The organism is Wolbachia endosymbiont (group A) of Dendrolimus pini (assembly GCF_964026835.1).
GTDB lineage: Bacteria > Pseudomonadota > Alphaproteobacteria > Rickettsiales > Anaplasmataceae > Wolbachia > Wolbachia pipientis.
Genome location: NZ_OZ034702.1, coordinates 757,498 through 773,513, shown reverse-complemented (window position 1 = coordinate 773,513; position 16,016 = coordinate 757,498). Strand labels below are relative to the sequence as shown.

The window sequence follows — 16,016 nt, the reverse complement described above, 5'->3', positions numbered from 1 at the left end:
CGCATGACATAAAATGCAAGAACTAATATGACATGCAACATTCGTCCTTAGGCATTTGAGGTAAGCTTTGCCTATTCACTTCACATTCATTTAGCCTACTACTAGGCTTTAATACTGCATATGTAATGCCACCAGCAATGGCCCCAACAATCAATGCAGCAGTAGCTGATATTGATAAACTAAGATGAATAGCAATACATCCAATAGCTACACTTGTCAACATGGTCATTATGCCTACACAGAAACTGGTCTTTATTGCTCTATTAGTTATAGTTAGGTGTTTATTTTCTGTCACTTTTTGATACTGTATCACATTTTTATCGTCAGCCAGACTTCCCGAGGTTTTGGGACACTCCCTTACTCGAAGACTAAGATACTTAACTATATCTTTGTAACCATTAGAATCTGCCAAATCGGAAGGAGTCTCACCTCTCAAGTTTTTTACATCAATAGTAGCCTTTTCTTCCTCTACAAGATATTCAACTATATTGTAGCAATTCATTCTAGCAGATTCATGTAATGGAGTATCGCCATTTTTTTCGCTTACTACATTAACATCAGATCCCTTTTCTAACAGAGCTTTAACTATGCCTAAACAGCCCACCTCACAAGCAATATGCAAAGCAGTGCATCCTTCTTCGTTTCGTGCTTCAAAACTAGCTCCTTTGTCTAACAAAAATTGAACTACTTCCAAACGACCACATCCAGCAGCTTCATTTAAAGCAGTATCGCCGTCATAGTTTGTTGCATTAATATCAGTACCTTTGTCTAATAGAGCTTTAACGATTTCTAAGTAACCCTTTCGAGCAGCAATATGCAAGACACATTTGAAACTATTCTTTCGTATGTCAGCATTATTCATTTGGCCCAATAAAAACTGAACTATTTTCAAGTTTCCCCCTTTAACAGCACATTGCAAAGCAATGGGTTCAATGCCTTCTCCCACATTAACGCTAGCACCTCTGTCTAACAGAAATTGAAATATTTCTAAGTGCCCACCTATAGCAGCACAATGCAAAGCAGTGCAGTCTTGATAACCTCGTATCTCAACAGTAGCTCCTTTTTTTAACAGAAATTGAACTACTTCTAATTTGCCTGCTTCAGCAGCAATATGTAAGGCAGTGTCATCATTATCTTTTTGCGCATCAACATCAGCACCATTACCTAGTAGAACTTGAATTACGTTTAAGTGACCCATCTGAGCAGCGATATGCAGCGGAGTAGCGCCTTCATTGTTTATTACCTCAACAGTAGCTCCTTTTTTTAACAGAAATTGAACTACGTCTAAGTGACACATTTCAGCAGCAATATGTAAGGCAGTGTCATCATTATCTTTTTGCGCATCAACATCAGCACCATTACCTAGTAGAACTTGAATTACGTTTAAGTGACCCATCTGAGCAGCGATATGCAGCGGAGTAGCGCCTTCATTGTTTATTACCTCAACAGTAGCTCCTTTTTTTAACAGAAATTGAACTACGTCTAAGTGACACATTTCAGCAGCAATATGCAAAGGCGTGTTACCATCGTTGTCTTCTGTCTCAACGCTAGCTCCTTTGTTTAATAGATCTTGAACTTTCTCTAAGTGACCATGAAAAGCAAAATTAAGTAAGTCAGTATGTATATTACTTTCGTGTACACAATGCTCATCTTTTTTTAAGTGACTATCGAGCGTAGCTAAATATGAATACGTAATATTTTGATTAACTTGATAAATTGGTATGGTCTGTGTTGCATAAAAACCTTGTTCTTTTGACCGCTTTTCTATTCCATCAACCATACTGTTCTCTTCTAAATCTGCTTGAATATTTATTGGACTAGATACTTCTTCCAATTGATTACCCACGACACTACCTTAACTTAAAAACTTATGTTTTAATTATTACACAATTATTATAATTAGCAATAGTTTTATATTTTTTTCAGAATTACAAATTTATTGTATTCAGATATAGGAAAATACCTTTTGTCTCTAAAAAACATTGCAACCAAGTATTACAAAGATTTCAATTATTTACTTCTTCAAAGATCCCAAAAAGATCGTATCTTTGTGAGAACAAGCTACGTAAAAGTAGGGTTATGAAAATAGGAACTTGCAATCTTTGCAACAAAGTTAGGTAAGTTAGTTCGTATGTAAATGTAGTAAAAGTAGGCTAATATAGCTGGTTTTAGGATATAGTAGAATCACTATAAAGAAAAGTTCGAACGGTACACTTGGTAGACCAACGCATTCCAAAACGAACAGTTCTCATGCTAGCTGCTTTTTGTTGCTAGAAATGGTTGTATCAATTAAGTTTTTATTGAAAATTACTAGTAAATTAATAGTGATTTCGCAAAAAAGTTAAGGCAATTTTTATGATTAATTTTTTATAAAAAAATGTTGCTTTATAGAAATATTCAAGTAATTATATGTACAGTGGTATTTTATTAGCTTAAGCGATATGACAGTTTAGGAGGACTTACAATGCAATTTAATTCAGGGGGTATTGGTAAAGATTCTTTAACATATCAAAATGTTAAAAATCTTTCACTCAAAGAAAATAGTATACGTAATCCAAAAAAAACAGGTAAGGAAAATAGTGAATCAGCAGCAATTAGTGTTGCTAGAGTCGGTGCAAGTGTTGAAGAAAAAACTGCTGCAAGAAGTTGTCCTTACGCAAGGAAGACTAAAACTCGAATTGAAAATCTTCCACCCAAAAGAAATAGTATACGTAATCTAGATTTAAACAGAATAGGTAAGGAAAATAGTGAATCAGCAGCAATTAGTGTTGCTAGAATCGATGCAAATGCTGAAAAAAAAACTACTGCAAGAAATCATCTTTGCAGGAAGAGGGCTGGAACTCAAGTGGAAGAAGATCTTGTATTTCCTAAAAAAGTGAAGACCTTGTTATTTCGTGTAGAGGGTTCTAATTCAATAATAGGGAATCAAAATGAACTTAAAGTCCGTCAAGTAGAAGCTGAGTTAGATAAAGCAAGTAACTTACTTGAAGAGAAACAAAGTAGCTTTGACAGCCAAGCCGTTCAACCGGAAGAAAGTAAGACAAAAATAGAGGAAGCTCAGAAAGAGATTTCAGATGAACGAGATCAGCTAGAGCGAGAATTGGAGGGAAGTAGCAATGCTGCTATAGAGTTGAATAATAAAGTGAAAGAGACTTTAGATGAACGAGATCAGCTAGAGCGAGAATTGGAGGGAAGTAGCAATGCTGCTATAGAGTTGAATAATAAAGTGAAAGAGACTTTAGATGAACGAGATCAGCTAGAGCGAGAATTGGAGGGAAGTAGCAATGCTGCTATAGAGTTGAATAATAAAGTGAAAGAGACTTTAGATGAACGAGATCAGCTAGAGCGAGAATTGGAGGGAAGTAGCAATGCTGCTATAGAGTTGAATAATAAAGTGAAAGAGTTGGAGGAAAAGAATGATCAAGTTAATGAGCTTAATGAAAAAGTTTTCTCAATTGAGACAGAAAGAAACACCTTGAAAGATCAGATCACAAAGATACAAAATGAGTTAGCAAGAAAGGAAAGTGAAATTGGTAGGCTTAATGATCAGCTCAGTAAAAGCTATCAGCACATTGAGCAGCTTAAACAAGATAAAAATAAAAAAGAGGAAGAGCTTTTAGATCAACAAAATAAAGTTAAGGAGTTGAATGATAAGGTTAATTCAATAACCAATGAAAGAAACTGTTTAAATGGTCAAATAGAAACTCAGTTGCTTGAGAAGAATATAGAAGCTTATGTAGAGGAACAGTTAGCAAGAAAGGAAAGTGAAATTGGTAGGCTTAATGATCAGCTCAGTAAAAGCTATCAGCACATTGAGCAGCTTAAACAAGATAAAAATAAAAAAGAGGAAGAGCTTTTAGATCAACAAAATAAAGTTAAGGAGTTGAATGATAAGGTTAATTCAATAACCAATGAAAGAAACTGTTTAAATGGTCAAATAGAAACTCAGTTGCTTGAGAAGAATATAGAAGCTTATGTAGAGGAACAGTTAGCAAGAAAGGAAAGTGAAATTGGTAGGCTTAATGATCAGCTCAGTAAAAGCTATCAGCACATTGAGCAGCTTAAACAAGATAAAAATAAAAAAGAGGAAGAGCTTTTAGATCAACAAAATAAAGTTAAGGAGTTGAATGATAAGGTTAATTCAATAACCAATGAAAGAAACTGTTTAAATGGTCAAATAGAAACTCAGTTGCTTGAGAAGAATATAGAAGCTTATGTAGAGGAACAGTTAGCAAGAAAGGAAAGTGAAATTGGTAGGCTTAATGATCAGCTCAGTAAAAGCTATCAGCACATTGAGCAGCTTAAACAAGATAAAAATAAAAAAGAGGAAGAGCTTTTAGATCAACAAAATAAAGTTAAGGAGTTGAATGATAAGGTTAATTCAATAACCAATGAAAGAAACTGTTTAAATGGTCAAATAGAAACTCAGTTGCTTGAGAAGAATAAGGAATTTGATGAGTTTAAAAAAGAAAGAGATACCCTAACTAATCAGGTTCAAGAAAAGAAAAATGAACTCAGTGCGAAAGAGGAAGCATTTTCAAAAGTACAAACAAATGCGCAAGATCTAACTTATGAGGTTAATCAGAAGGATCAGCAATTAGAGCAGGTAGTGAGAGAGAAGCAGAGATTAGAAGCAAAGTTTCGGGGTTTAAATGAAAAGTATTCAGAAGTAAAAAACAAAGATAGGGGGTATATTGAAAATTTAACTTGTAAACTAAGACAAGCTAAAAGTGAGTTTATCGATAATGAAAATAAGCTGAGTGACCAAATAGAAAAATTGAAGGAAGAAAAGGAAATTTTACTTGAACAGTTAAGGGCGAAAAGTACAGGTTCAGCATCGTTCAGAAAGCAACAATCAAAAATAGATAGCCTTAAACAACAGATTAAGCAAAAGGAAGAACCGAAGTCTGTCAGAAATCTAGAGCAGTTGCAGAACATATCAGGGCAGAATAAAATTGAAACTACAGTACCTGAAAATAGTGCAGAAAGTGAACTTAATTCTACTCGGTTGACAGAATTTGAAGGAAATAACATACATGTACAAGCTTCTGCTGCACCTGCTGCAACGGTAACTTCAATGAATGTAAAAAATATAGAAAAAGTTCCTGTTATGCTGGAAACTCCATCTGATAAAAGCGGAAGTCAAAAACTTGTTTCTGTTCAACAAGAAATGTCTTCGGTAGCTAACGAAAGCTCTGGACAAGTGAATGGTTCTCAAACCAATGGCATGCAGCCTAATAATTCAAGCAATGGAAGTATTATTGTAACACAAAGCGTACAAAAAAATAAGTGGCCTACCACAGCTACATGGAAATTAGCGATAGCTGGAGTGCTTGCAGGAATTGCTGCATCAGTTGCATATTTTACTTTCAGTGCTAGTTTGCTGGTAACAGGAGTAATAGCAGGTGTTGGAGCTTGTTGTCTGGTTGCTGCTGCAATTGTATATTATTGTAATAAACCTTCAAGTTCACTTGAAAAGAGTAGCATCGATAAAGTTGCAGTCAATGGATATACTGCAGCAGCAAGTTGTGAATAAATACAGTGGTCTATTATTGAATAATTTGCTATAATTATTCGATTATTAATAAATGAAAGCTTGGTAGTCCAATCTATCCCAAAACACAAAACTCTCACGGTAGTTGTTTTTAGTTAAACAAAAAGTAACTATACTATTAATTTAGTGATAAAAAGCATGAAAATACATACCGATTAAAATAATTTTATTAGTCACAAAAAAAAATAACTTTGCTTTGCTAACTTTTTCGACTATCATATATAATGAAAATGATAAGAGGCTTATATGTTAAGTAAAGAAACTTCTACATCGTTGCAAGATATTGAGAATTCCTCACACAAACAAAGTGGTCATTCAAGGAGTCCAGGTAAGGAAAGTCGTAAAACAAGTAGAAAACGTGGACGTTCTGTTACAGACAAAGATGGTACAGTATCAAAGAGGCTGCGCATGGATGTAAATGTTACTAGTAATGAAGATTCAGAGTTTCCTAGTGATTTACAGGATAAACCTGGACAGGATGAATTGGATAATACTTGTCAAACTAAGCAATACATTCCTCATCACTTGATTGGAATTATGTATCGATTAGACTTGTCGGTGCTTTGCTCACTTAGAGAGTCTATGTATAAAAATAAATATCCTTTATTATCATTAGCGTTTGGAGATTCCGAAATTGATAAATTTAATGATATTGTCCTTCGTTATGAAAAGAAGTCTATTCATATAAAAATTGAAAATGTAGACAAGTATTACGTAAATAATGGCATTAGTTATGCTAGATTATTTACTAAAGAAAAACGAAGTTTTTCTATCAATAATTACTTTGATAGTTTTGTTAAACATCTAATCTCTAAATCAGATAGTTTATCAAATAATATAGAATATCTTATTGTATATACTAATTCAGGCTTTGATCTTACAAAAGAAAAGAATTTAAGAGAAGGAAAATTCAAAAATTTTTATCCTTTTAAATTTGATAGCATAAAAATAGAAGAATTTGACCTTTTAAAGGACTTTTTGTTTATAAATGACAATACGCAAGAGAGTGGTTTTTATCGATTTTCGCGAGATAAAACAACAAAAGAAGAACTTTTAAGGCGGTTAGAGTTTTCGTCTGCTATGCAGAAAGTAATAAAAGAAAGAAAAATCTCTCAGGAATTTGAAAAAGAAATAAAAGAAGCATTTTTAGATAAATTAGTGTTTGCAGTTAATCAGCCTAATAGAGAAGAGCTGAACAGTATTATTAAAAATGAAATAGAAAAAAATAGCACAGTTGAAGATGATTATATAGCATTACAGGAAAGAGTGTTACGTGATTTAACAGCTCCAGAAAAGGATAAAAAACTCGAGAATCATGTGTCTAGAATTATATATGAATTCAATCTATTAATGCTCTTCTTGCATGACATGTTTTTGTATAAAAATATATTTTCCATAAATTATGAAGGAAAAACCCATGATATATCTAATAACATTGCCCTTGATTATAAAGATAAAATTACTTACGTAAAGGCTTACAATACAAATGGTAATATTGGTTATAGTCAGTTATTTCCCTATAGACAACAGAGTATGTTTTCTATTAATAAGTATTTTACTCTTTTTGTTGAAGAACTAAGAGAGAGTATAGAATACTTTATTATCTATACTAATGCAAATCTAGATCTTACAGAAGAAAAGAAGTTAAAAGAAGGGCGATCTAAAGATTTTTATCCTTTAAAATTTGATAATGATAAAGCTTTAAGAGATTGTTTGTGTATAAATGGGAATGGTCTTTATCGATTTGTGCAAGAAGAAGCAACAAGAAAAAAGCTTTTAAGTCTATTAAAGCTTCCACCTTCTTTGCAAAAAGAAAAAGAAGAAAGAAGACTTTCTAGTGAGAATGAACAAGAAATAAAAGAGAAATTTTTAGATAAACTAATATTTGCAATTAATCAACCTAATAGGGAAGAATTGAATAATATTGTTAAAGATGAGATAGATACATTCGATGTTCCATATAATTATGAAGAATTACATGAAATAGCATTACGTTGGTCAGAATCTCATGAATTCGGCCCTCTTACAAAAGGAATAATGGAAAAGCTTTTGGGAGATATAAAAAATAATAGATCTAGTTATAAGAAGATTCAAAATAAAAACATTAATGAAGAAATAAAATTTGCTAGAAGTGTGGTTGGTAGAGAGGGAATACCTGCATTTAATCAGTTCTTAAGTTTTTTAATTACAGGAGAAGGGATAAAGTGTCTAGAAGTTCTAAAGAGGGAAGGAATAGATCTAGCTCGTATGTCCAGTATTTTGCATGTAGCAGGAGCCAAAGCTGCAAAAGCTTTTAAAGACTTATATGATATTTGGTTCAATGAGCAAGGAAATAAAACACAATATTTAAAAACTCTAGAAAAAGAAGGAATAAATCTATCTAATATGTCCAGTATTTTAGGTGGAGCAGGATCTAATGCTTCTAGAGCTTTTAAAGACTTACATGACCTTTGGTTTGATGTGGAAGGAAGTAAAACACAATATTTAAAAACCCTAGAAAAAGAAGGAATAGATCTAGCTCGTATGTCCAGTATTTTGAGTGGAGCAGGAGCTAACGCTGCAAAAGCTTTTAAAGATTTATATGATATTTGGTTCAATGAGCAAGGAAATAAAACACAATATTTAAAAACTCTAGAAAAAGAAGGAGTAAATCTATCTAATGTGTCCAGTATTTTAAATGTAGCAGGAGTTAACGCTGCAAAAGTTTTTAAAGACTTATATGACCTTTGGTTTGATGTGGAAGGAAATAAAACACAATATTTAAAAACCCTAGAAAAAGAAGGAATAGATCTAGCTCGTATGTCCAGTATTTTAAGTGGAGCAGGGGCTAACGCTGCAAAAGTCTTGAAAGACTTATATGATATTTGGTTTGATGGAGAAGGAAGTAAAAAACAATACTTAAAAACTCTAGAAAAAGAAGGAATAGATCTAGCTCGTATGTCCAGTATTTTAAGTGGAGCAGGAGTCAATGCTGCAAAAGCTTTTAAAGACTTATATGATATTTGGTTTGATGCAAAAGGAAGTAAAAAACAGCATTTAAAACATTTTATTGAGGACAAAGATAGGAAAAAAAGTTTTACACTGCATAACTTATCTGGTATATTAAGTAGAGCAGGAGCTAATGCTAAAGATGCTTTTGAAAAGTTTCATAGTGTTTGTTTTAGTGACAAAGGAAAAAGAACAGAACTTTTAGATGATTTCTATAAGGCAGGTTTTACGCCAAGTAACTTATCCTCTACGTTATGTGGAGCAGGAACTCGTGCTTCTTTTATTTTAAAAAGGTTTCATAGTACTTGTTTTAATGAGAAAAGAGAAAAAACAAAATTTTTAGATGATTTCTATAAGGCAGGTTTTAAACCGCGTGATTTATGTGGTGTGTTGAGTTCAGCAGCAAATAGTTTAAAAAAGTTTCATGATTTTTGTTTTACGGAAGAAACAAAAAAGTATTTGAATCATTTCTTAATTGAGAAAGAAGGTTTTATACCAAAAAATTTATCTAAGATATTGCATGGAGCAGGAGCTAATATTTGTTCTGCTTTAAAAGATTTTCATGATGTTTGTTTTGATGAAACAGGAAACAAAACACAGCTTTTAGATGATTTTTATGAGGCAGGTTTTAGGCCAGGTGATTTATCTAATATATTATCCATGGCAGGAAATAATGCCGCTTCTATTTTAAGAAATTTTCATAAATCTTGTTTTAATAAAGAAAATTATTTAGATCGCTTCTTATACGGGAAAAAACTTTTTACACCGAAAGATTTATCTAAAATATTATATGGAGTAGGAATTAATATTTGTCCTACTTTTAAAAAATTGCATGATCTTTGTTTTGATAAAGTAGGAAACATAACAAAATATTTAAACAATCTTATCAAAAATAACCCGCCAAATAAGATGCTTAATATATTATATGAAGAAGTTAGAAAATCTCCTTCTGCTTTCTTGGATGAACAGAATGTTAGTGAAGGAGACAGAACAACTAGTGTAGGCCTCAAGCCGAGTAGTTTACCCGGTAAAACAAAGCAAAAACAAGATTTAGATGGTTTACAACAAGGTGATTCTAAAGCTAAGAGAAAACCCAGGAAGGGTATCACTAACCGAAGTAAGAACGGACAAGATGATAAAGTTTTAGACACAGTAGCAGGTAGCTCAAGAGATTTATCCCAGAGACGAGGAACAAGGGAAAAACAAATACAGTCAGTGTACCATAATAAGAAGGGACAGTTGCGCTTATCAAAATTTGTATCATTCATTGAGCCAGTAGAACAAGGGCTTTATTTACCTTCATTTGAAGAGCGTGGAGTTAAGACTGATGGTAAATGTGTAACAATTACACGTGGCTTATCTCAAGCTTTATTTTTACAGAGTGACAAATCGTTTTTAAGTAATTTAGAAACTTCAGTTGAAATTTATGAGCGCATAGCTCAAGGTAAGCAGATATCTGAAGGGGAGGAAAGAGAAGTTTTTGCTTTAAGTAAATTACTTGATAATTTCGAACGACAACTAGATTCTGTTACGAATAGTTTACCTTCAAGCTCAATTCATACTAAGGGCTACAAAACATCTGATGATTTATCAAATTACATAGCTGGAGTTAAGGGTGATTTTGCTATTCATTTAGTAACAAGTAATCACGTAGTTGCCATTTATAGAACTGGTGATAACTATGCTTATTTTGATAGTAATGCAGCGTTTATTTCTGAGTTAAAAACTGTTGATCAGCTTATGAAGATTGTAGAAAAAGCAGTGAAGTTTGCTGGTTATAAAATAGAAGAAAAAGGTTTTCTTGCTGAGCACTTTGATGTTGGTAAAGCTAATAACCTACTATCTAGTGAAGATAAACAAATTTTAGCAAAAGAAATTAAAACAGAGCATCAACTTCTAGCAGAGCAAGATAAGGAACTTGGTCTTATTAAGATTAATGGTCAGGAATTATCTAGAGTGCAGTTATATGACTTTGGAACAAAGATTAATGTGGAAGGTAGTGTACCGTTGCTTATCAATTCTGATATGAATTTAAGTAGCGAAAAACTTCAAGACCATCTAAATAAAAAAGAAGTAATTATGACAGCTAGAGAATATCTTGATAGCTTGAGAAATAGCAAGAACATAGAAGAAGTAGTACAAGCAACCAAAGTAATTCCTTTTATAGGTTCAAAACGTGAAATTGAAGAAGCAGAGCAAACACGTAAGCCGAAACGATCTTTATTAGAACAACTAGCTAAAGGAGCAGTTAATTTTATGGCTAGTAATCTTACTACTGCTTTTTTTACTAATGTTAGTCGATTAGAAAGCCAACTGCCAGTAAAAACAGACAATGAACCTCAAGCTTATTTAAATGATCCAACTGTGGAAAAGCAACTACAAAGATCATATCAGACAATTTCTTCCTGAAGTTGTTTAATGTCATTCACAGAAAGGCCAGTGATTTCAGCGATCACATCTATAGGGACACCGGCCTTGAGTGAGTTTTTGGCTACTTCAATATCCCTTTCTTTGCGACCTTCCACTCTGCCTTTTTCATGGCCGATTTGGATGCCTTCTAGTCTACCTTCTAGTCTACCTTCTAGTCTACCTTTTTGAGTAGCATCATCAAGTTTTTGAGCAAGGACAGCCTGTTCATCACGAATACGCTTGATCTCTTGTTCATAGGCAATAAATTCTTTTTCAGACCAGTTGAACCTATTTAGTTCTTCATATGCTCTTTTAATTATTAGGTCACTTCCTATGATTCTCTCTAGCTCTTGTTCACTAGTTTCATCTGCATATCTAAAGAAGTAGACCCATTTTTCAACTATACTTGAAAGCTGATCTTCTTTGGTTTTTGGAAATTTAGGCAACTCAATAAATATAAAGTAAAAATCTTTTAGATCATGCTCATTAGTATCTTCATCGCGAATAGTGTGCTTTGATTTGTACTCAGACTTATCAGGAAATAAAATACAGTCTGCTATAGCAATAAAGATAATTTCCTTAAGGTCATGGTATTGATCACCTTTATCAGACTGTCTTGAGTAAGCTTTAGCAGCATAGTATTGTGCACGTTTTTCAAAGCCCTTAGTTTTAGCGACCTGCATTTCAACTATGACTTGCAGCCCATTTTCATCTCTACAAAGAACATCAACAATGCTTTGTTTTTTAGAAGCAATATCAGGGTCTTGAATAGTACTTAAGAACTCTATATCCTGTATTGTACTTTTGCCAGTGAAGCCAAGGATATCATTAAGGAAGTGAATAAGAATGTCCTTATTTTTTTCAGTACCAAAGATGCGCTTGAACGATATATCATTCTTGGGATCGAGAAACTTCGAAAGAGCCATAGGAAATCCACTTAAAAAGCATTAATAATTATACATAATTGTGAAGAAATATTCAACTAAAATGCAAACATAGAAGTTTTTGTATATCTTTGTTTGGTAGTATTAACATGTATAATATTTATGGCAAACATCTCAATAAGGTATCAGATAGCACAAAAAGTAAGGAACTGGAGGTTAAAGCGAGGATATACTCAAAAAGATTTAGCGAAGAAAGTCAGTGTAACGTATCAAGTAGTACTACAATATGAAAAAGGAACACGTAAAATTTCGATTGAAAAGTTGTATGCTATAGCAGAGATATTGTCGATTGGTATTGTAGACCTAATTCCTGTATCAAATGAAAAAATCTGTCTTGAAGATGAGGGAGAAGAAATATTAAATCTAGTAAGAAAATATAAAACGATTAATGATCAAGAGTTGCGCAAGGTGTTTTACTTGCTAACAAAATTTACCCGAGTTGGTGAGAAAAGTAGTAAAAAAGCAGAGAAGGTAAAAATTGCAAAGGGTATGGTTAAAGCAGGAATTTCTGTTGATATTGTTTCACAAGCAATTGGCCTCTCTGCTAATGAGTGTGTTGAAGAAAAAACAGGTTCTATCTACTACCAAATAGGAAAAAAGATAAAAGAATGGAAGAGAGTATACTCAAAAGGATTTGGCTGAGAAAATGGATACAACACGTGATAAAATAAGCAACTATGAGCAAGGACGTGTGGCCATTCCACTGGAAAAATTATATGCAATAGCAGAAACATTATCAATTAGCATTACAGATCTGCTCATAGAGGAAGATGAGATAGTAGAAAGTGAGCTACCTGATTTAATAAAAGAATACAAAAAAATTGAGAGTCAAGAATTACGCTATGCGCTAATAAAATCTCTGTTTGAAAGCATACAAATTTGCGAGGAAAAAGTGAAAAGAGCAGAAAAGATAAAGGATTTAGTGAAAGGAGGAATTTCTACCGATATTATTTTGCAAATAACAGGCCTCTCTTTAGGCGAAATTCAACAGATTTAAAATAAAAAATCAGTATATATTAATATCTTTACTCTTAGATGAAAAAATAAGTAAAAAAGATTGAGAAATTGATTTGACTTCACTCGAAAGCTATGGCTTTATGCCAATGCTGATAAAAAAACAGCAGTAAATATTTAAAAAAAGTTTGTTGTTAGTGAAGGGTAAATTATATGAATAAAAGTAAAGAGGAAATAGAGTTCAGAATATTAGAAAGCAAAGGCAAAGCACTACTTGATCGTGAAATAATGGAAACATTTCTAAGTGCAGTACATGAAAGGCCACAAGCTCAAGAAATTGCTAAAAATCTGGTGAATACTTATACAGGAGTAGGAAGGATTTTAGGCCGAGAAATGGATGACCTGAAAGTTATAGAAGGAGTAACTGATTCTGCAGTAGCAATGATTATGTGTGTTAAGGAAACACTAGAAAGGGTGCTCAGAGAAAAGCTCAAGAGTGAGCCAGTAATGGACTTACAAGGTCTAGTAGAGTACTTGAACGTAAGTATAGGCCACTCAGAAAGGGAATGTGTAAAAATACTGTACTTGAATAACAGGCGCCAATTAATCGGAGAAGAACTCTATATTGGTGAAATGGAAAAAGCACCGGTGTACATAAAGGAAATTATAAGAAAAGCATTAATAAAGAATGCAACATTAGTAATAATGTCACACAACCATCCTGGGGGACGCTTAGAACCATCAGAAGAAGATCAAGAAGTAACGAAGAGCTTAGCAGCAGCATGTAGTACTGTAAGCGTTAGATTATTTGACCATATTATCATCACAAGTGGAGGCTATTTCAGCTTTCGAGAGAACGGATTGTTATAGTAGAAAGTATTTGCAAATCTACTCACTATAATTTATAATGAGTAGTAGAGTGTATAACAACTATACACTTAAAAAGTATATTTAATAGCGGAGGCTAATATGGGTAATAAGATAATTGTACCTTTTGGTGACAAAAAAGGAGGTACTTACGAATTAAACGTTGACCTTGATAAGTTATCAAAAGGTGAGATGTTGAATGCTATTATAGGAATTGGTCGTGCTAAAGAGCAGTCCACTTTTGTAAGCAAAATTAATAAGGCTAAAAAACCTGGAGAAGTGCCCTTCCCTAATAGAGACGTTCAAATCAACTACGGAAAGGGACTTGATTATATATATGGCACAAAACCTATAAGTGATCAAGAAGATAAAAATCCATTTACCTCTGCCTTGCAAAAAATAAAGCCAAGTAGAGGTGAAAGTGAAAAGTTGAGCTGGTTTAAGAGTACTGTGGTAAGAGCAAAAAGTCCAAATGAACTGCACAAGGCTGTAGACGAAGCACTAGCTGCTGGAGCAAGGCTAAATGCATGTAATGATGGGGAATGGAGTTTCGCAGAGTATGTAGTATTAGGTACACATTTTCATAAATTTGATAAGGTTGATCGTAAAAAGCTAATACGTAAATTAATGCTAAGCGGTGCAGAGTTTCATGATACTTTATTGGAGAATAAATTGATAGGTGAAATCTATAATGAGCTACAGCCAGAAGTTCAGCCACAGATAGATAGGCAACTAGAAGAACTGGAAAAAGCTGGCGAAAGTGCTGTTCAAGAAGGAGAATTAATAGATATCGAGATAGACAATACAGCATCGTATATAGAGTTCTCTGAAAATAGTAAGATAGAAGTAGCCAAAATACTAGAAGCAAACAGAAAGTTAGGAAATAATATTTTAAAAATTGGTAATGATGCAGTTGAGGTTAAAAGCGAGAAGGGAGGTACAAGAAATTACGTTGATGTATCAGGTGGAGGCTCTATTGTATTAGAATTTCCTACGAGCACTGGTAAGCTTAATATCATATTGTGCCATGATGTAAAAAAATATGATCAAGTACAAGTCAGAGTAGAAAACAAGGAAATGTGGGCTGAATTACAACAAATAGGGGAAGAAATTGGAAAAAATTGCCTTTTCGGGGGAGTAAAACTTAAAGAAGCAGTAGAGAAAGGTAGTTTCACTAGATGTGGCATATGGAGTGAAAAGCAGAAGGAAGTAAGTGAAAAATTGTTTTCATGGGCAGACAAAGTACGTGAAAATAGTAAAGAAACTTGTAGGGCACTTTAATTCATCTACAACCAATTTAAAGGTTCCAGAGTCTGGCTATTATATCTGGAGCCTTTGAGCTATAGTATAAAATATTATATGTATGGTTCTTTTTGTGGAAAAAAGTCTAGATTATAAAGTGGGAGAAAAATTAAAAAGTTGGAGGTTAGAGAGAGGGTATACTCAGAAAGATTTAGCAGAGAAAATTGGTGTAAAGTATTGGGTGATACTGCAATATGAGAAAGGGAATCGTAGAGTTCCAATTGAAAGGTTATATGCTATAGCTGAGGCATTATCAATCAGTATTACGGATCTAATTCCTGTATCAAAAAGCTGTCTTGAAGATGAGGGAGAAGAAATATTAGATCTAGTAAGAGAATATAAAAAGATTAATGACCAAGAGTTACGTAAGATGTTTTGTTTACTAACCAAATTTGTTCAAGTTAGTGAGAAAAGTAGCAGGAAAGCAGAGAAAGCGGAAATAGCAAAGCGCTTGGTTAAAGCAGGAATTTCTGTTGATATTGTTTCACAAATAATTGGCCTCTCTGCTGATGAATGTGTTGAAGAAAAAGTTGGTTCTATATACTGCCAAATAGGAAAGAAGATAAAAGAATGGAGGCTAGTGAGAGAGTATACTCAAAAAGATTTAGGAGAGAAAATGAATACAACACGTGACGAAATAAGCAACTATGAACAGGGAAGGACTGCTGTTCCACTTGATAAATTATATGAAATGGCAGAAGCATTATCGATTAATATTACGGATCTACTAATAGAGGAAGGGAGTAAAGTGAAAAATGAGCTACAGGATTTGATAAAAGAATACAAAGAAATTGAGAGTCAAGAACTACGTAGTGCATTAAGAGAGTCTCTGTTTGAAGGTATAAGGATTTGTGAAGAAAAAGTGAGGAAAGTGGAAAGGATCAAAATTGCAAGAGATTTAGTAAAAGGGGGAATTCCTGTTGATATTATTTTGCAATCGGTAGGTTTACCTGTTGATCTAGTTTTAGATGGGTAGCTCGTGGAAAAATTATAGTAAT

At 33.3% G+C, this 16,016-nt stretch carries 7 protein-coding genes and 1 pseudogene; 6 read left to right on the top strand and 2 right to left on the bottom strand.

Annotation, left to right across the window (positions count from 1 at the left end):
- Nucleotides 1–22 precede the first annotated feature (22 nt).
- Nucleotides 23–1,846, bottom strand: coding sequence for an ankyrin repeat domain-containing protein (locus AAGD66_RS03805; RefSeq protein WP_341814419.1), 1,824 nt, complete (start codon nucleotides 1,844–1,846; stop codon nucleotides 23–25).
- Nucleotides 1,847–2,464: 618 nt separating this feature from the next.
- Here AAGD66_RS03805 and AAGD66_RS03800 point away from each other — a divergent pair.
- Nucleotides 2,465–5,536 (top strand): hypothetical protein, encoded by a 3,072-nt coding sequence (locus AAGD66_RS03800; protein ID WP_341814418.1) that lies wholly within the window; start codon nucleotides 2,465–2,467, stop codon nucleotides 5,534–5,536.
- A 264-nt stretch (nucleotides 5,537–5,800) separates the two neighbouring features.
- Entirely contained in the window at nucleotides 5,801–10,951 is a 5,151-nt protein-coding gene (locus tag AAGD66_RS03795) for a hypothetical protein (RefSeq protein WP_341814417.1), read from the top strand.
- Here AAGD66_RS03795 and AAGD66_RS03790 read toward each other — a convergent pair.
- Nucleotides 10,933–11,877, bottom strand: a complete 945-nt coding sequence (locus AAGD66_RS03790; protein WP_141456735.1) for an Rpn family recombination-promoting nuclease/putative transposase — start codon at nucleotides 11,875–11,877, stop codon at nucleotides 10,933–10,935. The two genes, AAGD66_RS03795 and AAGD66_RS03790, sit on opposite strands and share 19 nt — an antisense overlap.
- 120 nt (nucleotides 11,878–11,997) lie before the next feature.
- Between AAGD66_RS03790 and AAGD66_RS03785 the strand changes: the two are divergent.
- From AAGD66_RS03785 to AAGD66_RS03770, 4 genes and pseudogenes are all read left to right on the top strand, one after another.
- Nucleotides 11,998–12,892: pseudogene (locus AAGD66_RS03785) on the top strand (helix-turn-helix domain-containing protein).
- A gap of 170 nt (nucleotides 12,893–13,062) precedes the next feature.
- Nucleotides 13,063–13,719, top strand: a complete 657-nt coding sequence (locus AAGD66_RS03780) for a RadC family protein (RefSeq protein WP_226080734.1) — start codon at nucleotides 13,063–13,065, stop codon at nucleotides 13,717–13,719.
- Nucleotides 13,720–13,818: 99 nt separating this feature from the next.
- On the top strand, nucleotides 13,819–14,997 hold the full coding sequence (locus AAGD66_RS03775) for a hypothetical protein (protein WP_265024603.1): 1,179 nt from the start codon (nucleotides 13,819–13,821) through the stop codon (nucleotides 14,995–14,997).
- An 82-nt stretch (nucleotides 14,998–15,079) separates the two neighbouring features.
- The gene (locus tag AAGD66_RS03770; RefSeq protein WP_265024604.1) at nucleotides 15,080–15,994 is read left to right on the top strand and encodes a helix-turn-helix domain-containing protein; all 915 of its coding nucleotides are present in this window, start codon (nucleotides 15,080–15,082) and stop codon (nucleotides 15,992–15,994) included.
- Nucleotides 15,995–16,016: the final 22 nt, after the last annotated feature.

Coding starts and splice junctions, on each gene's coding strand:
- AAGD66_RS03770 (WP_265024604.1), top strand. CDS start 15,080: ATGGTTCTTTTTGTGGAAAAAAGTCTAGATTATAAAGTGGGAGAAAAA.
- AAGD66_RS03790 (WP_141456735.1), bottom strand. CDS start 11,877: ATGGCTCTTTCGAAGTTTCTCGATCCCAAGAATGATATATCGTTCAAG.
- AAGD66_RS03800 (WP_341814418.1), top strand. CDS start 2,465: ATGCAATTTAATTCAGGGGGTATTGGTAAAGATTCTTTAACATATCAA.
- AAGD66_RS03795 (WP_341814417.1), top strand. CDS start 5,801: ATGTTAAGTAAAGAAACTTCTACATCGTTGCAAGATATTGAGAATTCC.
- AAGD66_RS03775 (WP_265024603.1), top strand. CDS start 13,819: ATGGGTAATAAGATAATTGTACCTTTTGGTGACAAAAAAGGAGGTACT.
- AAGD66_RS03780 (WP_226080734.1), top strand. CDS start 13,063: ATGAATAAAAGTAAAGAGGAAATAGAGTTCAGAATATTAGAAAGCAAA.